16 protein-coding genes are annotated in these 19,229 nt (G+C 53.9%); all 16 read right to left on the reverse strand.

The window, feature by feature from the left end:
• On the reverse strand, positions 1–1,020 hold the full coding sequence (gene fliG, locus AAC019_RS06155) for a flagellar motor switch protein FliG (protein ID WP_339897768.1): 1,020 nt from the start codon (positions 1,018–1,020) through the stop codon (positions 1–3).
• A gap of 6 nt (positions 1,021–1,026) precedes the next feature.
• Positions 1,027–2,697 (reverse strand): flagellar basal-body MS-ring/collar protein FliF, encoded by a 1,671-nt coding sequence (gene fliF / locus AAC019_RS06160; RefSeq protein WP_339897888.1) that lies wholly within the window; start codon positions 2,695–2,697, stop codon positions 1,027–1,029.
• Positions 2,698–2,745: 48 nt separating this feature from the next.
• On the reverse strand, positions 2,746–3,111 hold the full coding sequence (gene fliE, locus AAC019_RS06165; RefSeq protein ID WP_339897769.1) for a flagellar hook-basal body complex protein FliE: 366 nt from the start codon (positions 3,109–3,111) through the stop codon (positions 2,746–2,748).
• Positions 3,112–3,302: 191 nt separating this feature from the next.
• Entirely contained in the window at positions 3,303–4,757 is a 1,455-nt protein-coding gene (locus AAC019_RS06170; protein WP_339897770.1) for a sigma-54 dependent transcriptional regulator, read from the reverse strand.
• 20 nt (positions 4,758–4,777) lie between these two features.
• Positions 4,778–6,004 (reverse strand): ATP-binding protein, encoded by a 1,227-nt coding sequence (locus AAC019_RS06175; protein WP_339897771.1) that lies wholly within the window; start codon positions 6,002–6,004, stop codon positions 4,778–4,780.
• A gap of 270 nt (positions 6,005–6,274) precedes the next feature.
• On the reverse strand, positions 6,275–7,711 hold the full coding sequence (locus AAC019_RS06180; RefSeq protein WP_339897772.1) for a sigma-54 dependent transcriptional regulator: 1,437 nt from the start codon (positions 7,709–7,711) through the stop codon (positions 6,275–6,277).
• Positions 7,712–7,958: 247 nt separating this feature from the next.
• Positions 7,959–8,225: a hypothetical protein gene (locus tag AAC019_RS06185; protein WP_339897773.1), complete on the reverse strand. Its 267-nt coding sequence runs from the start codon at positions 8,223–8,225 to the stop codon at positions 7,959–7,961.
• The gene (fliS, locus tag AAC019_RS06190; RefSeq protein ID WP_339897774.1) at positions 8,222–8,632 is read right to left on the reverse strand and encodes a flagellar export chaperone FliS; all 411 of its coding nucleotides are present in this window, start codon (positions 8,630–8,632) and stop codon (positions 8,222–8,224) included. Before fliS ends, AAC019_RS06185 begins: the two co-directional genes overlap by 4 nt.
• Positions 8,633–8,831: 199 nt before the next feature.
• On the reverse strand, positions 8,832–10,856 hold the full coding sequence (gene fliD, locus AAC019_RS06195) for a flagellar filament capping protein FliD (RefSeq protein WP_339897775.1): 2,025 nt from the start codon (positions 10,854–10,856) through the stop codon (positions 8,832–8,834).
• Positions 10,857–11,018: 162 nt separating this feature from the next.
• Positions 11,019–11,414: a flagellar protein FlaG gene (locus AAC019_RS06200; RefSeq protein ID WP_339897776.1), complete on the reverse strand. Its 396-nt coding sequence runs from the start codon at positions 11,412–11,414 to the stop codon at positions 11,019–11,021.
• Positions 11,415–11,468: 54 nt separating this feature from the next.
• On the reverse strand, positions 11,469–13,172 hold the full coding sequence (locus AAC019_RS06205; protein ID WP_339897777.1) for a flagellin: 1,704 nt from the start codon (positions 13,170–13,172) through the stop codon (positions 11,469–11,471).
• Between the two features lie 325 nt (positions 13,173–13,497).
• On the reverse strand, positions 13,498–13,854 hold the full coding sequence (locus AAC019_RS06210; protein WP_339897778.1) for a flagellar protein FliT: 357 nt from the start codon (positions 13,852–13,854) through the stop codon (positions 13,498–13,500).
• Positions 13,855–13,915: 61 nt separating this feature from the next.
• Positions 13,916–15,100 carry a flagellar hook-associated protein FlgL gene (gene flgL, locus AAC019_RS06215; RefSeq protein WP_339897779.1) on the reverse strand — a complete coding sequence of 395 codons (1,185 nt, stop codon included), beginning with the start codon at positions 15,098–15,100 and terminating at the stop codon, positions 13,916–13,918.
• A gap of 67 nt (positions 15,101–15,167) precedes the next feature.
• Positions 15,168–17,087, reverse strand: coding sequence for a flagellar hook-associated protein FlgK (flgK, locus tag AAC019_RS06220; RefSeq protein ID WP_339897780.1), 1,920 nt, complete (start codon positions 17,085–17,087; stop codon positions 15,168–15,170).
• Positions 17,087–18,109 (reverse strand): flagellar assembly peptidoglycan hydrolase FlgJ, encoded by a 1,023-nt coding sequence (gene flgJ / locus AAC019_RS06225; RefSeq protein WP_339897781.1) that lies wholly within the window; start codon positions 18,107–18,109, stop codon positions 17,087–17,089. The genes flgK and flgJ overlap by 1 nt, the downstream gene beginning before the upstream one ends.
• Positions 18,109–19,221, reverse strand: coding sequence for a flagellar basal body P-ring protein FlgI (locus AAC019_RS06230; protein WP_339897782.1), 1,113 nt, complete (start codon positions 19,219–19,221; stop codon positions 18,109–18,111). The genes flgJ and AAC019_RS06230 overlap by 1 nt, the downstream gene beginning before the upstream one ends.
• Positions 19,222–19,229: the final 8 nt, after the last annotated feature.

Below are 19,229 nucleotides of genomic sequence, written 5' to 3' on the forward strand. Positions count from 1 at the left end.
CTATAGCAGCTGCTCGCCGCTGCCCCCGAGCACGATCTCACCGGCATCGGCCATGCGCCGAGCAATGGTAAGAATTTCTTTTTGCGCCGACTCCACCTCGGAAATACGAACCGGGCCTTTCACTTCCAAATCATCGCGTAGCAATTCGGCGGCACGCTTAGACATATTTTTAAATATTTTATCCTGTAGCGTAGCATCGGCCCCTTTAAGGGCAACGATCAACACCTCGGACGACACTTCGCGCAACAACATTTGAATGCCGCGGTCGTCGACGTCTTTTAGGTTTTCGAAGACAAACATCAGATCCTGAATCTGGTTGCCCATATCTTCATCAACCTCTTTAATCGAGTCCATCAGCTCGGTCTCGATGCTGCCGTCGAGGTGATTCATAATTTCGGCCGCCACTTTATAGCCTCCCATGGCTTTGTTTTGCGAACCGGTTTTACCCGAGAACTGTTTCTCGAGAATATCGTTAAGCTCTTGCAAAGCGCTGGGCTGCACCATATCGAGCGAGGCCACCCGCATCATAATGTCGGTACGAACTTTTTCGGTAAAGTAGCCTAAAATTTCGGCCGACTGATCGGCATCGAGATAGGCAATCACAATTGCCTGGATTTGCGGGTGCTCATTGCGAATAATATCGGCCACCGAGCGCGGATCCATCCACTTTAGGGTATCAAGGCCGGTGGTATTACCGCCAAGTAAAATTCGGTCGACCAGTGAGCTCGCTTTATCTTCGCCCAGCGCGGTGATTAACATATTGCGAATATAACTGTCGGAGCCCATGCCCAGCCCCGTCAAGGTACGGGCCTCTTCAAGAAAGTTTTGCATGACTTGCTGCACATCACTTTGCTGAACGTTGGTGAGGGTCGCCATAGCGGCGCCAATACGCTGTACCTCTTTGGGGCCCATGTGTTTTAGCACTTCGGCCGCGTCCTGCTCACCTAATGACATCAACAAAACGGCCGCCTGATCGACAGGGCTCATTTGTGTAGTGGTTACTGTTTTTTGTTCAGCCACAATCGTTTACTCGTCTTTGTTAATCCAGGATTTAACCACTTGTGCCACCCGGCCAGGGTCTTCGGCCACCAAACCTTTAATCGCACTCAACTGCTGCTCGTAGCCCTCCTCCGGCCCGGGCAAAGCCACGGCGCCCCCGGTCAATGTCACAGAGTCGGCCGACATGTCGCCCCCCAAACCGGCCGCTTCAAGCGCGGCCAGCTGGCGGGCCTCTTCTTCTTCGGCCGAGCGCGAACCCGAGCGGGCAATGGTTTTTAGTACCGGGCGCAACAAGCCAAAAATTAACGCCATCACCAACAAGAAACCAACCAGCGGTTTAATGTAAGGCGTGAGCCAGCTTTGCTGCCACCAAGGCACTTCTAAGGCGCCAGTATCAATGGGTTCGCGCTCAATAAAGGGCGAGTTAATGACATTGACACTGTCGCCTCGCGCGGCCGAAAACCCTACTGCGTCGCGTACTAGCGTGGTAAAACGCTCAAGCTCGGCATCGCTCCAGGGCTCGCTTAGAGCTTCACCATCGGCATTAACCGCGCGCTTATTATCCAGTACTACCGCGACACTTAAACGTTCGATATTGCCCTGCTGCCGGCGGGTATAGCTAATCTTACGGTCAACTTCATAATTGCGTGTTACGTTCTCGCGGCTATGTTGTGGCTGTGCCGCCTCGGTGCCAGCGAGGTTTGGGTTTACCTGTTGCGGCACTTCGCCATCCACAGGAGGCTGGTTGGTCAGCGCGCCGGGAATGCCTCCAATAGAGGTATCACCTATACGCGTTTCTGTTTGACTTTGCTCGCTGCGCAACACTGGCTCGGCATCATCAAAAGCCTCTTCGGCCTGCTCGATTGCCGTAAAATCAACATCGGCACTCACCTCGGCGTGAAAATTACCCGCACCGACTACCGGCGCTAAAATACTGTCGACGCGGCTGGCAAGTTTGTCCTCCAGGTTGATCGTGTATTGACGCTGTTTATCGGCCAAAATCAACGCTGGCGACTCCTCCCCGACCGACAATAAATTGCCGTACTGATCTACCACGGTAACGTCTTGATTGTTTAATTCGCTGATGCTTGAGGCCACCATGTTGGCGATGGCTTTCACTTGCTTGGGGTCAATATCACGCCCCGGGAACAGCTCTAAAAAAACCGAGGCGCTGGGCTTTCTGGCATCGCGGACAAACACAGAACGCTTGGGAATGGCCAGGTGCACCCGCGCCGAACGCACTGAGTTAATACTGGTGATGGTGCGGGCAAGCTCCCCTTCCAGGCTGCGCTGATAGCGCGCGCTCTCGATAAACTGGCTGGTGCCCAAAGCCTGCTCTTGTTCCAACAGCTCAAAGCCTACCGATTGATTTTGCCCAATGCCCACCTCGGCCAATTTTAAACGCGCCGTGTGAATATTGTCGCTGGTCACCAGCAAAGCGCCGGTTGAGGGCTCAATTTTATAGGGGATTTGGTTTTGCTCTAAAATCGACACGACCTCGCCCGAGTCCAGTCGGTCGAGACTGCCATACAGGGGCCGATACTCTTCGCCCTGGCTCCAGAGCACAATGTAAAAGCCGATGGCAACCGAGGCGGCCAAACCCAGCATCAAACCAATCTGGCGCAATAGCGATAAACCGCCAAATCCTTCAATTAAATCGTTGCCGCGGGCCATTTTACCCGGCGCTTCATCGGCCATTGTCGCGGTATCTGTCTGTGCCATAAGCTTGTAACCCAATCCCTACTATTAAATAGGCATGTTCATGATGTCGCGGTAGGCTTCTACCAGTTTATTGCGCACCTGCACGGCGGCCTCAAAAGACACGCTGGCTTTTTGCGAGGCAATCATCACATCGGTGATGTCGACGTTGGCTTCGCCGCGCTGATAGGCCTCGGCTTTGGCGCCGGCCTGACTTTGCAAGTCGTTTACTTTATTAACAGCGTCGCTCATCACCTCAGAAAAGCCCGGCACTTTAGTGCCCGCCTGCACCTCACCTGGGCGGCTTGGGCGGTTTACATCGGCTAGTGCTTCTGGCTTCTGAAAGGCGTTGGTTTGCGCTTTTAGCGCTCGCATCTCGGTCAGTAAATTACTGATATCCACCCGGTTGCTCATGCTTATACTCGCTATTGGGGTTGATGAACCGGCGACAAGTTTTTGGCGTTTTTCCTAATTTGTCGCGTTTACATCCAATAGTGCACAAACTGGGCCAAAACCATATTTTACGATTGCGGCCCGCTCACGGCCCACCACAAAAAACGGCCGCACGAGTTTCCCCGGCGGCCGAGATTAGGCACCGTAGCGCTTTAACAATCGAGCGCAAAACCCTCGTCTTTAAATCGCGCCAGCTTATAGCGTAAAGTTCGGGCACTAATCCCCAAACGTACGGCGGTATTTTTGCGGCTGCCGCGCTCGGCCCGCAGGGCCTCGGCGATAATTTCAAACTCGTGGCGGCGCAAGTCGCTACCCAGCTCGGCGGGCCCGGGCGCTGCGGCAGCGTCAATGGGGGGCGGCGCAACAACCGAGGTAGCAGGCTCGGCCGCACTAATCGCCAATGCGGCATCGGGCTCATCCAGCAAGCTGGGTTTATCGCTGTAGCTGGAGCTGTTGTGTAAACCTAAATCCGCGGCGCCGATGTAGTTCCCCGCCTGCAATATCAAAGCGCGCTGCATAATATTATCCAGCTCGCGCACATTGCCCGGCCAGCGATAGGCCAACAGCGCCTGCTTGGCGGAAGCATCGAGCACCACGCGGCCGCGTTTTTGCTTGCGGGCGTGACGCTCGAGCAGTTTAGTGGCGAGCGGCACAATATCTTCAATGCGATCGCGCAGTGGCGCCCACTCCAGCGGTAAAACGCTGAGGCGAAAGTACAAATCTTCACGAAAACGACCGGCGACCACCTCGGCGCGCATATTGCGGTTTGAGGTGGCAATCACCCGCACATCGAGCGAGATGGTTTTGCGCCCGCCAACCCGCTCTACCTCACGCTCTTGCAGTACCCGCAATAATTTGGCTTGCAGGCCGACATCCATTTCCGAGAGCTCATCGAGTAACAAAGTGCCGCCATTGGCTTGCTCAAATTTACCGGGGGCGCTGGTGTGCGCGCCGGTATAAGCGCCCTTTTCATGGCCAAACAACGTGGCCTCGAGCATGTTTTCGGGTATTGCCGCGCAATTAATGGCCACAAAAGGTTTATCGCGACGGGGCGAGTGATCATGGACATAGCGCGCCAGCACCTCTTTACCGGTGCCAGACTCACCGATAATCAACACCGTGGACTCCGATTGCGCAACCCGCTGGGCTAACTGCAGCAACTGCTTGCTGCCGGGCGCTTCGGCCACCGGCTGATCACTAAGCGCCACCACCCCACCGACGTGGCGGGCAACCGACTCGAGCAGGGCCTCGGGCTCAAAGGGTTTCACAAGATAATCCACCGCCCCCTCTTTAATGGCCGAGACCGAGTCGGCAATACTGGCATAGGCCGTAACCAGCAGTACCGGAATATGCGGGTATTCGGTTTTCACTTGTTTGAGCAGGTCATAACCGCTCATCACGCCCATATTGACGTCCGAGACAATCATCGCCACCTCGGCGCCATTTTTTAACTGGCCGATGGCGGACTCGGCACTGTCGGCCTCGACCACAGAGTAATCAGCCAGCATCAAGGTATCGACTAACGCCTCGCGCAGGCTGGGGTCATCCTCGACCACCATAATGGCGGGCGCGCAGCTCTGAGTGAGCGAAGTGGCTGGGTTTGACATAACAAAATCTCCGCAGGAGTTTAATCCGTAGTGTTAAGAGCGGGCGCTATTGCCGGCAGCAGCATAAGTGCCTCGGCACCCTCACCCTTCGTAGAACGCAAATTAAATCGCCCACCGTGAGCGCGGGCAACGGCTTGAACCACCGCCAACCCCAAACCCGTACCTTGAGCTTTGGTGGTCACAAACAGCTCGCCCAAGCTGGGCAGTAATTCCGCATCAATACCGGGGCCGTGGTCACGCACCTCTATCGCCAACCAGTGTTCGCCCGCCACGTACTGAGCGCTCATGGTGATATCGATCCGCGCCGCGCGCCCCGACGCCTGAATGGCATTATTCACTAGGTTCAGTAACGCGCTTACCAGGGCATCGCGGTTGCACGATAGGCCGTACTCGCCGCCACTGACATTCCAGTTAACCGTGCTTTGTGACGTCATTACCGGCACTTCCATGGCCTCGGCTAATTCGGTCTGCAAGTCGCGAACAAGCAGTTGATCGCTAATCGGCAGCTCACCTTTCACAAACAGCAACATATCCTGTACTTGCCGCTCCATATGGTTCAGGCGGTTGGATACTTTTTCGGCAAACTGACGGCGCTGCTCGAGGGGCAGTTGCTCTTTGCGCAAATGGCCGCAGTAGAGCATCGCAGCTGAAAGCGGTGTACGAATTTGATGTGCCAGCGCCGACACCATTTGCCCCAGCGCCGACAGCCGCTCGTGCTTACTAAGCTCGCTTTGTAAACGGCGCGTCTCGGTTTGATCGGTCAGTAAAATAATTTGCCCGTCACTGCCCTGGTTGCGGGTAGCCAGGCTGATACGCCGGCCGTCACGCAGCGAAATTTCATGGCCGTCATCCTGCCGAGGCGCAAATGAGCGCTCGATAACATCGCGCCAAAGCTCTCCCTCCAGTGGCTCACCCAGCAATTCGATTGCCGCCGGATTGCAATCGCGCACCCGGCCTTTACTGTCCAATACCACCACGCCACCGGGCAACACATTTAACAGGCTCTCCAGCCGGTTGGCGATACGCTCTTTTTCGGCCAGCTCTTCGAGCCGCTGCTGTGTGACTTCTGTCAGTTCCTCGTTTAAGTCTGCTACCCGCTGCTCCAGTGCCCGATAAGAACTGGTCAGTTGATCCGACATTTGCGAGAACAACTCAAACGCATCGGCCAACGCCGCGGCTTTATCCGGGGTATTAGCGGCGTTTTGATTCAGCTGATCAATTTTTAGAATGTCGGCTTTGGCCGTCATAACAGTACCTTTATGGCTCAGTTCACGCCCCTATAGGGGTAACCAGGCAACGGAAATCCATCGTTATTGCGTTGTTATAACGGGTAACTGCAAGCTCAATGCCAACAAATATTATTATTAAATATCAAAGACTTAGAGAAAATAAAAACCGAGGGGAGTCAAATCTTTGGCAGCCAACTCAAAACTTGAGTGGTAAAAAAACAAAGCGGCCGCCGCATTGCAGGGCGCGCAAGCGGGACCTACAGGGCCGGCGGGACCGACCCGTTTAGTTTAGCGCTGGAGGTCGTATTTACGCATTTTTTCCACCAGCGTGGTGCGGCGGATAGCGAGCTTATCGGCCGCACGGGCTACCACGCCGCCGCAATCGTTCAGCGCCTGCTGAATCAAATCGCGCTCGAGGTTGGTTAAATACTCTCGCAAATCAATGCCCTGCTCTGGCAGTAACGCGGTGTCGTTTAGGCTAACCACCGCCGCACCATGGCCGGGCTCTTCTTCCAGCGTGAAAGATTCATCTTCGACATCAATATGCCGGTACTTAGGGGGTAAGTCTTGCACGCCAACCACACCATAGGGGTGCATAATGGCCATACGCTCGACCAAATTGGCAAGCTCGCGAATATTGCCGGACCAGGCGTGTTGGCACAGCGACAAAATAGCCGCCGAGTTAAAACGAATAGAACCGCGTTTTTCACTCTCCATGCGGGACACCAGCTCGTTGATCAACAGAGGGATATCCTCCGCGCGCTCTTTAAGCGACGGAAGCTCGATAGGAAACACATTGAGGCGATAATAAAGATCCTCGCGAAAACTGCCCTCTGCAATCATTGACTCAAGATCGCGGTGAGTAGCGGCAATAATGCGAACATTGGTGGCAACCGTACGATTACTGCCCACTCTCTCGTAGCACTTCTCTTGCAGCACCCGCAGAATTTTAACCTGCATATTCAGCGGCATATCACCAATTTCATCTAAAAACAGGGTGCCGCCTTCGGCCAGTTCAAAGCGCCCGGCCCGGGACGAGATAGCACCGGTAAAGGCGCCTTTTTCGTGGCCAAACAACTCACTCTCGAGCAGCTCGGCAGGTATGGCGCCACAGTTGACCGGGACAAACGGGCTTTCCCGGCGAGCCGAATGATAATGCAAATTGCGGGCAACCACCTCTTTGCCGGTGCCCGATTCACCGGTGATCAATACCGACACCTCTTTGTCGGCCACCTGAGTCATCATCTCGCGTACGGTTTGCACCTCGCGGCTGGTGCCCACCAAAGAGCGGAATAAGTGTACCGGTCGGCGCTGGGCGCGTTGCCGGTTTTGCTCCTGGGCATCGGAATACAACCGGGCACGGTGCAATATATCGATTAGCGAGGTGTAATTCAGTGGGCTGGCGACGGCCCCCACCACTTTAATTCGCAACTTGGGTAAAAACTGCTCGATACTTGGCAGGTAAGCACTGCTAAGCAGCGCCACAGCGGTCTTATCATTCCAGTGCTCTAACCGCTCAAGCAGCGACTCGCCCCAAATACGGCACTGCTCGCCCACCATTACCAGCAGGCACTCTTTGGCCTGTTGCTCATCCTCCAGAGTCTCCTCCAATTGGTCAGAAGAGATGAGTACCGCGTCCTCCTCTAAAAATGCAAATATCGTGGCTAATTGGTTGCGACTGTTTTCATTATCGTCAATAACTAAAATTTTATGGTGTCGACACATACCGGACCTTAAAGCAGCCGATCTATGGGTTAAATACAAGAAACCGCAAAGACCAAAGAACGTAAAAATACCTAGTAACACTATAGATAGCGGTTTTATTCCGGATAGTCAAACATTTGACGCGTTGATTTGCAAAAGCAAATAAATCAAGGGGTTAAGCGACTTTTAAATGCGGATGATTAACAATTAAAAAGCCCCTAGCGCGACTTTTGGCGTTAGGGGCTTAGCGGGCTGTGCGGGGCGGCGGCTAACAGACTTGCGCGGGGCGAGCGCTGCATTCACGGAGCAATTCAGCGTACATTTGCTTTAAATCGAGCATTGTGTGCAGCAGTGCACCAGGCTGCTCCCGGTGCAGCTCGATCAGCTTATCAAGCACTACCGTACAAGTATCATCTAGCTGGCGCACGCGGGTGTAATTGCCGTTGCTTAGAGCCTCGCGCATATCCCCCTGCAGCTGCTGCAGCTGGGCAATACCATCGGTGCCCGCTAAGCTCGGGGCGTTAAGCAATCTCACAAATAAGCTCCGGCGGCGGCCGCCTGTTTGTCGAGCATTTGATCCCAGCCTGACTTCACATCACCAAGCAGTTTCGCGCACTCGTCGAGCTTTGCCACATCATTACTTTGGTTCGCCTGAATCAGAGTGCGAATAACATAATCGTACAGTGCGTCTAAGTTGGCGGTAAGCTCGCCCCCTTCAGTATCGCTCAAGCTGCCCTGCAGGCCTTGCACAATGGCAACCGCTTTGCTGATACGCTCTGACTTTTGCACTAAACTGCCGCGCGCCAATGAGCCCTTGGCCTGGGCAATACGCTCCAGGGCACCTTCAAAGAGCATTTGAATCAAACGATGAGGCGATGCATCCACCACGCTCGACTGAACATTAACTTGCTGGTAGTTCTGAATGGCGCTGTAAGAATTCATAAATAGGTCTCGACCGCTAACTCAGATTATCGTTAAGGCGTTAACGCCTGGGTTATTTAGCTTTCGGCAACCGGGCGCGAAACTTTACCCATAATTGCCAATTTTTTGCTCGCCGCCGCCGCGCCATAAAGCGTAAAAAAGCCCGCACCACGATCGCGGCACGGGCTTTTGGAGCGGCTTTTACTCGCTTTACTGACCGCTATTTAGGCGCGGTAAAAGGCAGCCTGTCGTTGAGCCCTTCCAGAAAGGTTTGCGTGTTGTTTAAATTATTAACGATCAGCTCCATCGCCAAAAACTGACTCTCGAGCCGGGCGCGATAGGCATCGGAGCGGCGCTCGACATCGCTGCGGTCATCCTCAATCTCAGTGCGCTCGTCTTCAAACTTGGACTCTCGCTCGGCGATCAGCCCTTTGCTGTCTAAAAAGCTATTAATCAGGCTCGACATTCCACCGGCAAAACCACGGGAGAAGTTCACGTTGGCACTGGTGGCGCCGTCTTTAACAATAAACTGTAGGCCCTCGGCCGCCGTGTTAATAGCCGGCAGTAAAACGTTGCCGTAACCAAACGCGGTTTCGCCGTTGACCGTCCCGGCCACATCAACCCCCACCGTGCCGGTCGCCACTTGTAAGCCTAAATCGCCTGCGTCAGCGCCCACGGTTTTAATAGCGACACTGCTGTCGTGGCCGTAACTGTCCGAGCCAAACTGCAGTGCGCCACCTACAACGTCAACCTCGATTGAGACACCGGCCTGCTGCACCGAGCTGTCGAGGTTAATCAGCGATTGAATTTCGACCGCCACGTCCTCTAGCGAGTTGTAAACGACGCCGTCGGGCAGCGTGATATCGGCCACTACACCATCAACCGCAATGCTAAAACTGTAATCTTTACCGGTGGTATCGAGCGGAAAGCCGCCGGCGGGTGCATTCGCCGTTAGCGAGCCTTTAGTGGCCTGCTGAGTAATAACAACTTCATAGTCCCCGGGGGTGGTGGCACCACTAAAACTTGCCACCTCAATTTTGTTGTCATCCGAGCTTACCTGTGGCGTAAACAGCGCTTTGACTAAGTCGTAGTTTTCGCCCATGGCCGCCTGAAAGTTAGTATTGGGGCGATCCGGATCTTCATTAATTTCGAGGGTGCCATCCAGACGGGTTTGAATACCCAGGTTAGCGAGGTTGGTAAAGCCCGCGCCAATACCCGGCACGGCTGCGCCTAAAAAGCTGCGCACCGAATCAACCATATTATTGGCCAGCGAGTCACTGCGCAGCGAACCATACTCTTCGGTTTCTTCGTTATAGCCCACCAGTTTCTCGGTCTCACCCAAAAAGGTGTTGTAAGCGGCCACAAAGTCGCGAATGGCGGTTTCCGCCAGGGTGCGATCGGCGCTAATCGAGATGCTCACCGACTCGCTGGTCGAGGCACTAAAAATATCAAACTCAAGCCCCTGAATCACATCGGTAATATTATTGCTATCGCGCTCTACCTGCAGGCCGTTAACACGCAGACGGGCATTGAGCCCCTCTTGCTGCTGGGTGAGCGACTGGCCAGACTCGGCAAAGGCAAAATCGCCGAGCCCGGGCACAACACCGTCCTCGGCAACGCTGATTTCCAGCTCGTTGCTGGCACCACTGGGGCTGGTTAACAGTAAGCGGTACTGGCCGCCATCGCTGACCACAGAGGCCTGAACGCCTATGTCGGCGTCGTTGATGGCGTCGCGCAGCCCCTCGAGCGTGTTGTTGGTCTCATCGATGGTAATACTGGCGCCGGTCTTTTCGGCATCTACCGTAAAGGCATCCAACGCCCCGTTCCAGGCACCAAAACGCAGGGTGAGTTCGCCGGTGCCAATTTCCGCGTCGGCGCTGGCGTAGCCACCACTGCTGAGTGATTGCGATTGAGCCACCTGCTCGACTTTAATTTGGTAATTTCCGGCCGCGGCGCTTGAGTCAAGCTTGGTCAGCGCCAGCAGTGAGGTATCGGGAATCGACACCGCCTTGGCGTCAAAGGTGTCGGCGCTGCTGAGCTGAGCGATAGAAGCTTCGAGCTCTGACATGGCGCTGCGCAGCATACCGTAATCGGATATTTGCGCGTCCAGCAGGGTCTCGCGGCTATCCAACCGCTGCTGCTGGGGCAAATCGTTGATCTCGACCAAATCGTTGATCAGCTGCGAGCTGTTAATGCCCGAGCCAGAACCAATGGTGTTGATGATATCGTTGCCAATCGTCGCCATAACCGCCCGCCAAAGTGAGTACTTTAATAGCCAAATATCTGTACTGGTCTCTCGCTATCGGCCACCAAAGGCTAAACTTTAGCCACTCAGTTCACAAAACCCGAGCACAAAAAAGGGGGCCCCAAATAGGTACCCCCTCATCGGTCTGTTCAGGCCAGTAAATTAAGCTTGGGCAGACAATAGCTGTACCGGTTCATCGGCATTCAATTGGCGGGCCAACTTTACGAAAATCTCGTCAGGAATCTGGCGTATCACCTCTTGCGTGGCGCTATCCACGACTCTCACTATGGTGTCACCCGTGTCACTGTCGTAGCTGAACTGTAAATCGCGCTGGGTAGACTGAATAAACTCATTCATATGAGCCACAGCCTCTTGGACACTACTTTGAAAGTCTGCTTCCTTTTGAGCCTCGCGCGAAGCCGATTTTGACGTCTCGGTGATTGCCGGCGGCAACTCCTTGCCGTCTCTACTGGCTTCGCGGTTGGCGGGTGCTGATGAAGCCGTCACCGGGGAAACGGGAACCAAATGCCCCGCGGCGGTTGCGTTCACTTCATTCATAGCTTAACCCTCAAGCAAAAAATCCCGCCGGTTACCCGGCGGGATGATTCGGACTTACTGCAGCAGCGACAGTACCTGCTGCGGACGAGAGTTGGCCTGAGCCAGCATTGCCGTAGCGGCCTGTTGCAGCACCTGAGAACGGCTGAGGTTTGCAGTCTCGGCCGCGAAGTCCGCATCGGTAATCCGCGAGCGGGCCGCTGCAGTCTTCTCACTTACGTTAGACAGGTTGGACACAGTAAAGTCTAAGCGGTTGTTAACCGCACCCAAATCAGCGCGGGTTTCACCTACCTGGTCGATCGCACGGTCGAGAATGCCAATGGCTTTCTGCGCGCCTTCCTGAGTGGTGATATCGATGTTAGCAACGCTATCGCCTACGGTGGTGGCGGTATTAACGTTCTGGAGACCTGTGTTTACCGAGGTAGCCGCACCACTCAATTCGATTGACATTTCAGTGCCGTCGACTGAGTTTAATACCAGCGCGCCGGTATCAACAGAAGCTACAACTCCTGTTTGATCAGATATTTCGTTAATCGCATCAGCAATGCCTTGAGCACCATCAGCTGTTACAGTCGCTCCAACACTTACATCATTTATTTTGATATCACCTTCAGCTAGATCCGCTGCAGTTAACGCCTGACCCGTGATATCACCTGCTTCGGAACGAGCATCGATACCTAAAACCCCAGCGTCTGCGGCGGCGTCATACGCAACAGTAACACCGCTATCGTCCGTAGAGGACAATGTGAGGCTTGCACTGGTACTAGCCGCAATTGCGCCTGTAGACGTATTTGTACCGCCGGTATACCCAACTGTAATCGAAGCGCCGCCCTCGTTAGCCAATACTAAACGACCATCGTCATTCAGGCTTGCCTCGATAGTTCCGCCAGACTCAGAGTTAATCTTCGCAACCAACTCATCCATACTGCCGGTGTCGCGGATTTGGAAAGTTGAGGTTGAACCGTCACCATTAACAACACTAAGGTTTAGTGAGTCAGTGCCGCGAATAACCCCATCGCCCTCAGAGGTAGCAACTGCCTCAGTAACGGCATCAGCCTGAACATTAGACACACCCGAATTAATCACATCACGCAACTCATCCATTGTGGTAGCGCCTTCCAAGTCAGTGTCGCTTAAGGCCTGCCCATTAATAGTGACACTCGCGCCTGCCAATGCTATTAAAGGTGCGGACCCATCACCTGTACCAGCCAGAGTAAGCTCACTACCAACAATATCACCACCAGCACCGCCACCCAGCTTGTCAACCGCGAAAGAGCCAACAGTGATTTCGATGGTTTGGTTTTGCTCAGAGCCTACTTGCAGAGAAGTCTCTTGCAGGCTGCCGTCCAGAAGATTTTTACCGTTAAAGGTAGTCTCTTCGGCGATACGGCTAAGTTCAGATTTCAGCTGCTGGGCTTCAGCGTCCAGACGGCTGCGGTCAGAGTCAGAGTAGATGCCGTTAGCAGACTGTACCGACAGCTCGCGCATACGCTGCAGCATGTTGGTGGCTTCTTGCAGGGCACCTTCAGCGGTTTGAATCATGGATACGCCGTCGTTAGCGTTACGTACTGCCTGGTCCAGACCGCGAATTTGCGAGGTCATACGGTTGGCAATGGCGAGGCCGGCGGCATCGTCTTTGGCCGAGTTAATGCGGTTACCGGACGACAGACGTTCGGTGGCTTGATCGAGCGAATTGCCTGATTGTAACAGCTGGCGCTGTGTATTCAGGGAGGCAACGTTGGTATTAATTACTAGAGCCATGAGTAATCTCCTAAGTTTTATTCCTGTTCACAGTCTTGCCAGCTGTGATCAGCCGATGATGAAGTTGCGTGTTTGCAGCACTTCTGTGTAGGTTATCGTCCGGAGGTTTGATTGCTTTAGGCTTTTTTTAACTCAGGCGCCAATAAATATATAATTCCTATACTTTACAGGCACTTAGAGGTTCAATCTGACTGTAGATAATGGCTAAGCAACGGTAGCTACAACGCGTCAGAGCAGCGAACTCAACCCTGTTAGGGTGTAAGCTCAGAGCTGTTTTACAGATGGTAGGCTGTGAGGATTAAAACACGGCGGGATACTGGCAATACTAGGGCTTGTTGTAAGCGGCTAAGGCTTTACGGGCACTGCGATCTTTGGCGAGCTCACCCAGAGTGGCACTTTTACTTAGCTCTGCCACAGTTAATATTTGATCGTTCAATTCACGCAGTTGCTGCAGCTTTTCACTAATTATCGCGGAATCTTGCTCGGATAAAGGCAGCATGCCGGTCACCTCGGCGTCGATACGTTGCAGCAGTGCGTCGCGCTGGCGAAACTGCCGCTCAAAATCCTGCCAGCGTTCAGCGCGAGCCAGCTGTAGCAGCTCGTGCGAGGCTTTAATCGCCAGCGAGAACTGCCGTGCCAGGGCGCTATCGTCTGCCGTACCGGAGGTTGAATCGTCAGCCATAAAAGTCTCAAAGTCGATCGGGTTATACAGCCGCGTCGCAGCCGTTTACTAAAAGCCCGTGTTACAAATAATTAAACAACGTCAGCTTACTGACCTTGGCAAAACTTTGTTGCGCCGCGCTTAGCACCAACTCTTGCATTTGCAGCCGGGTGGTGGCCTCAGCGTAATCCAAATCTTGCAGTGAGCCCAGTACCTCTTGGGTGTAGAGCGCACTATCGGCATTAAGGTTCTTAGTCGACTCCAGAGTATTTAACCGCGCGCCCACCTCGGCCTGAACCTCGCCAATGCGGGTAACAGCATTATTTAAGGTGCCAAGGGTTTTATCGATAACCCCGGAGAGTTCGGCATCGGTCACATTAGCCGCGTTTAGCATCGCATCACGAAAATTAGTCAGCGTCTGCATGATGCTCGACTCTTCGGGCTTAATATTAAGCGCCAGAGTATCTCCGTCGGCTAAACTCATGCTGATACCCGCAATTTCGATGGGGGCCGTATTCGGCTGCGAGGCAGGAATAGGCGGCACGGAATTGCCGTTGTTATCCGTAACCGATATCACACCGCCCGCCACGCTTATCTTAAGCGTGCCAGGCACCATCTGATCCAGCGCGTCCTGATCGGCCACCGTAAAACCAGTGACTTCACTGGTTGCCGTCAAATCATAGGCACTAAACGTATTATGGGACGTACTAATGCCTTCAAATATCTTGCGCCCCGGGTCGCTCGCCTGAATAGTGACACTCTCGGACACTTGCAGTGATACCGAGCCGTCATCGCCCTGGTAGGCAACCGCCCCGCCCTGCTCGGCATAGGCGGGCTGAGCACTCTGATAACCGGCAAAAATATGCTGCCCCGAAGAGTCTTTCGTGTTTTGTAAATTGAGCAACTCTTTAATGCGGCTGTCGACCTCGGCCGCCATCATTTTATATTCTGAGGGCGTTAAGGTTGCCGTATTACCTGCGCTTACCGCGAGCTCTTGCATGCCCTGCACCAGCGAGGTAATGCTATCGAGAGCGACCTCTTCAAGCGACAGCTTGTTTTCGGCCACATCGATGTTTTTGTTAAATTGCTCCAGCCGCGCCAACTGCTGGGTTAACTGCATAATTTGCGTGGCCGCCACCGGGTCGTCGGCGGGCGTTAAAACACGCTGGCCCGACGCCATTTGCGAGTTGGTTTTGTTAATAGCCGCCTGCGCATCGCGCATACCAATGTTGGCGATGGTATAGATTTGTGATGTTGATACTCGCATATGCTGTACCTAATGCCCTTAAGGTGCCCTTTATTCAGCCGCGATCACTATCCGCGCGACAGTCACATTAAAAAGCGTTTAACAATGTGTCAAAAACGTCGCGCGCGATGGAGATGACCTGCGAATTGGCATTGTAGGCTTGCTCAAACTTAATCAATTTAGCCGCCTCTTCATCGAGGTTTACCCCAGAGATACTGTCACGCAAAGACTGGGTTTGCTCCAGAACACTGCGCGCCGCATCGGTATTCATACGTGCCAAATTGGCTTTGGCGCCCACCTGCTCAACCATTTGGCCGTAAGCGTCGGACAAACTTAAGCCGCCGGCCATCGTTATAGCCGTTTCCAACCCCGCCATTTTAAGCGCGGTGCGGTTATCGTTAGCCGCATTGTCATTAAAGCTAATGGTAAAGCTATCGCCCGGAGCCGGATTACCTTGAATGTTTATTTCATAACTCTCGGCGCCCGCAACGGCCGCAAACTCCGGGTAAATTGGCTCGCCCGGTGTGTAGGCGTGCGTTACGCCAGGTTCAAGCTCATTGCCTGCGCTATCCACAAAGCGGTATTCGTCGGTGGCGATAAACTCAATGGTGACTGGCGCCCCTGCGAGCGGACCAACGTTGGGGGTATCAGGCCCCAAGCCGCGAATCACGTTGCCAGCACTAATAACACCAGAGCCGGCATTACCCGCCGCGGCCTCTGTGCGCACCGGGGAGGCCAACGCCAAGTCCCGCGGGGTTAACTCGTTAACCGCAATGTTACTGGCATTAACCGCCAGATTAGTGTCTAACCTAAAGCTGTCACCCGCCGCACCAGTTATATCAAAGGTGATGCCGTCCAGGGTCAAAGACTGCGGTGGCGCTCCGGCAAAGCTCGTCACCTCACCATCATCAAGGCGGGTAATATTGACCTGACCGGCGACGATATCCACCTGATAATCACTGTCCATTAAATCACCGGCATCGGTAACTTCTACCGTTAAGCTGCCACCACCGGCCACACTGGTCACATCACCGGCACTGACCGGTGAGAACAGGTTTTCACCGAATTCACTGTTTAGGTCGATCCCCTGAGCTTGCAAGCTGTTCATTTCAAAAGAGACAACCGCCGCAAGCTTGCCCAACTGGGCTTGGGCGGGCTCAAGTACACTGGCATTAAACTGCAGTAAGCCACCTAACTTTCCGCCGGAGAGTTGCTCGCTGATGTTGGTGGCGCCTGCGGTGGTACCCAAAAATACGTCGCCGGAGCCATTGCTGCTAACCGATGCGGTGTTGCTGCCCACGACCAGCGGCTGACCATTGCCGATATAGACATTCATATCACCGCCGTCTTGCTGCACGATATTAACCGCCACAAGCTCTGACAACTGACGCAGCGCTTCATCTCGCTTGTCCAGCAAATCGTTTGGCTCCGCGCCGTTGGCGCCACGCAACTGCACAATGGTTTTATTCAGCTCGGCAATGTTCTCCGCCAGGCCATTGATTTGCCCGGTAACAACATTAATCTCACTCTCGATACCGTTTTCAATAACGGCAAAGCGGTCGTACAAGTTGTTAAAGCGCGAAGCCAACCCTTTGGCCTGGTCGATCACCAACTGCCTCGCCGGCGTTGAAGACGGGTCATCGGCCGCACTTTGCAACGCGGCAAAAAAGCTTTCAAAGCCACCGGATAATCCGGTGTTTGAATTGGCCAACAGGCTATCAATTTTACCGATGTTAAGGTTGAAGGTATCAAGCTGATTAAAGGTCGCGGTATCAAGGCGCAGCTGGGTCAAAATAAACTGATCCACTGTGCGCGATACCGACTCTGTGCTGACGCCATTGCCTAAGTAACCTGCGCTGCCCACGTTTTGTGGTGGCCGGGTACCAAAAGATACATCCTGCCGGCTATACCCCTGAGTATTGGCATTGGCGATATTGTTACCGGCGGTGCGCAGCGCGTTTTGACTTGCTTGCAAACCCGATATTGCATTGGAGAGTAATCCAGCCATTATTGGTTACCTACGTGTTGTTGGTAGGCGGCCAAAGCGCTGCTACCGGCAAAATCTTCTCGTTGCATAATGGCTTTTAATTTATTCGCATACTCTGGGTCGGTGGCGTAACCGGCCTGCTGCAACTGCTCCACATAGGCATCGGCGTTTTGCCCCTGGGCCAACGCGTTTTGGTAACGCGGCTTTTGCATCAGGGCAATATAATCTGAGAAGCTCTCTTGCAGCGAACCATAACGCCGAAACGCCGCGTCAATACTTTGCACCTCGCCATTTGTGTACTCGGTAGTCTTAACCGTCACAGTATCACCGCTCCAGCTTTTACCCGCTTTAATGTTAAACAAGTTAAAACTGCTGCCGGCGTCATCGCGCACCAAGTGTTTGCCCCAACCGGTCTCCAGCGCCGCCTGAGCCATTAACGCCTGGGGCGCGACGCCCAAGGTTTGTGCCGCCCAGTTAGCATAGGGCTTTATCGCATCGATAAAGCCGGCGGCACCAGTAGCCACCACAGGTGCATCAGAGGTCGTTTTTGAGGCGCCCGGCTGACCCGCCAACGGCTCCGCTGGTTCAGCCGCATCGGCAACACGCTGGCTAACGCGGCGCGGATCAAACTGCAGCGCTTGTTGTTGCACTAACGCATCGAGCGACGAAACATCGGTACCCTTATTGTTGCTATCATTGAGTAAATACTGGCCATAAGTTTTTAGTAACTGTTGGTATAACGTGTCCGCCAAACCCATGCCGCGGCCCTTGCTCAGCTCCAGCGACCATTGCTGATCGAGCATATCGCTGTAAAACTGAGTTTCAGAGCTGTTCATGTAGTTGCCTTCACCAAAAGACTCGGAGGCAGCACGCATACTCTTTAGCATTTGTTGCACAAACAAAGACTCAAACTGACGCGCCATTTGACGCAGCGCCTCTGGGTCTTTGTCGCGCCCCATTTTTTTAACCGCCTCAAGCCCCTGACCATTCAGAAACGTATCCTGGGCAATGCTGGCACTTGCTTTTGTATCGAAGCCGTTCATTAAATCACCAGTAGTTCTGCTTTAAGCGCGCCCGACTGTTTTAGCGCCTCGAGTATCGCCATTAAATCCGATGGCGATGCCCCCACGTTATTCACCGAGCGAACAATATCTTCCAGGGTTGAACCGGGTGCAAACTTAAACATCGGGTTCGCTTCTTCTTCGACATCAATGGTGCTATTGGGGGTAATAGCCGTCTGCCCCTGAGAGAAGGCTCCGGGCTGACTCACATCGTAATCTTCCGAGATCGACACCGTTAAGTTACCGTGAGTAATGGCCACCGGTGACACTCTTACATGCTGACCGACCACAATGGTGCCAGTGCGTGAATTGATCACCACGCGCGCGGCTTCTTCACCGGGTTTAACTTCAATGTTTTCCAGCAGCGCCATAAAGTCCACCCGGTGCGCGGGATCTTGCGGGGCTTTAACCGCTACCGAGACCGCGTCGATGGCGGCCGCCACTTCGGGGCCCAGCATGTCATTAATGGCCGTCGCCAAACGGTTGGCGGTGGTAAAATCGGCGCGGTTTAAATTAAACACAATCGGTTGATTGCTATTAAAGTTGTTAGGTACGCTGCGCTCTACCGTGGCGCCATTGGGTATGCGCCCTACGCTGGGTACATTGACGGTTATATTGGAGCCATCGTTAGCGTCCACCCCAAAGCCCCCCACCACCAAGCTGCCCTGAGCGACTGCATAAGTATTGCCGTCAATACCTTTTAGTTTTGACATCAGCAAGGTGCCGCCGCGCAAACTTTTGGCGTTACTGACCGACGATACCGTAATGTCGATCGCCTGCCCGGGCTTAGCAAAGGCGGGAAGATCGGCGTGAATCATTACCGCAGCAACGTTTTTCATTTGCATGCGCGTACCCTCGGGTACATTGATGCCAAACTGCTTCAACATATTGCCAAACGATTGCGTGGTGAATGGGCTTTGGGTGGTCTGGTCGCCCGTACCATCTAGCCCCACCACCAGGCCATAGCCGATAAGTTGGTTAGAGCGCACCCCTGCCACCGAGGCAAGATCTTTAACCCGGGCGGCGTTGGCCCAGGCACCCAGTAATGATGTGGCCAGTAAAGTGGTTAACAGTAAACCTGTGAGTGTTTTCATACCGCCCC

It is taken from the genome of uncultured Gilvimarinus sp. (assembly GCF_963975215.1).
In the GTDB taxonomy this organism is placed as follows: domain Bacteria; phylum Pseudomonadota; class Gammaproteobacteria; order Pseudomonadales; family Cellvibrionaceae; genus Gilvimarinus.

Bases quoted from the DNA above. Each gene is read 5' to 3' on its own strand.
- fliF (WP_339897888.1), bottom strand. From the start codon at position 2,697: ATGGCCGATGAAGCGCCGGGTAAAATGGCCCGCGGCAACGATTTAATT.
- fliE (WP_339897769.1), bottom strand. From the start codon at position 3,111: ATGAGCAACCGGGTGGATATCAGTAATTTACTGACCGAGATGCGAGCG.
- AAC019_RS06170 (WP_339897770.1), bottom strand. From the start codon at position 4,757: ATGTCAAACCCAGCCACTTCGCTCACTCAGAGCTGCGCGCCCGCCATT.
- AAC019_RS06175 (WP_339897771.1), bottom strand. From the start codon at position 6,004: ATGACGGCCAAAGCCGACATTCTAAAAATTGATCAGCTGAATCAAAAC.
- AAC019_RS06180 (WP_339897772.1), bottom strand. From the start codon at position 7,711: ATGTGTCGACACCATAAAATTTTAGTTATTGACGATAATGAAAACAGT.
- fliS (WP_339897774.1), bottom strand. From the start codon at position 8,632: ATGAATTCTTACAGCGCCATTCAGAACTACCAGCAAGTTAATGTTCAG.
- fliD (WP_339897775.1), bottom strand. From the start codon at position 10,856: ATGGCGACGATTGGCAACGATATCATCAACACCATTGGTTCTGGCTCG.
- AAC019_RS06200 (WP_339897776.1), bottom strand. From the start codon at position 11,414: ATGAATGAAGTGAACGCAACCGCCGCGGGGCATTTGGTTCCCGTTTCC.
- AAC019_RS06205 (WP_339897777.1), bottom strand. From the start codon at position 13,172: ATGGCTCTAGTAATTAATACCAACGTTGCCTCCCTGAATACACAGCGC.
- AAC019_RS06210 (WP_339897778.1), bottom strand. From the start codon at position 13,854: ATGGCTGACGATTCAACCTCCGGTACGGCAGACGATAGCGCCCTGGCA.
- flgL (WP_339897779.1), bottom strand. From the start codon at position 15,100: ATGCGAGTATCAACATCACAAATCTATACCATCGCCAACATTGGTATG.
- flgK (WP_339897780.1), bottom strand. From the start codon at position 17,087: ATGGCTGGATTACTCTCCAATGCAATATCGGGTTTGCAAGCAAGTCAA.
- flgJ (WP_339897781.1), bottom strand. From the start codon at position 18,109: ATGAACGGCTTCGATACAAAAGCAAGTGCCAGCATTGCCCAGGATACG.
- AAC019_RS06230 (WP_339897782.1), bottom strand. From the start codon at position 19,221: ATGAAAACACTCACAGGTTTACTGTTAACCACTTTACTGGCCACATCA.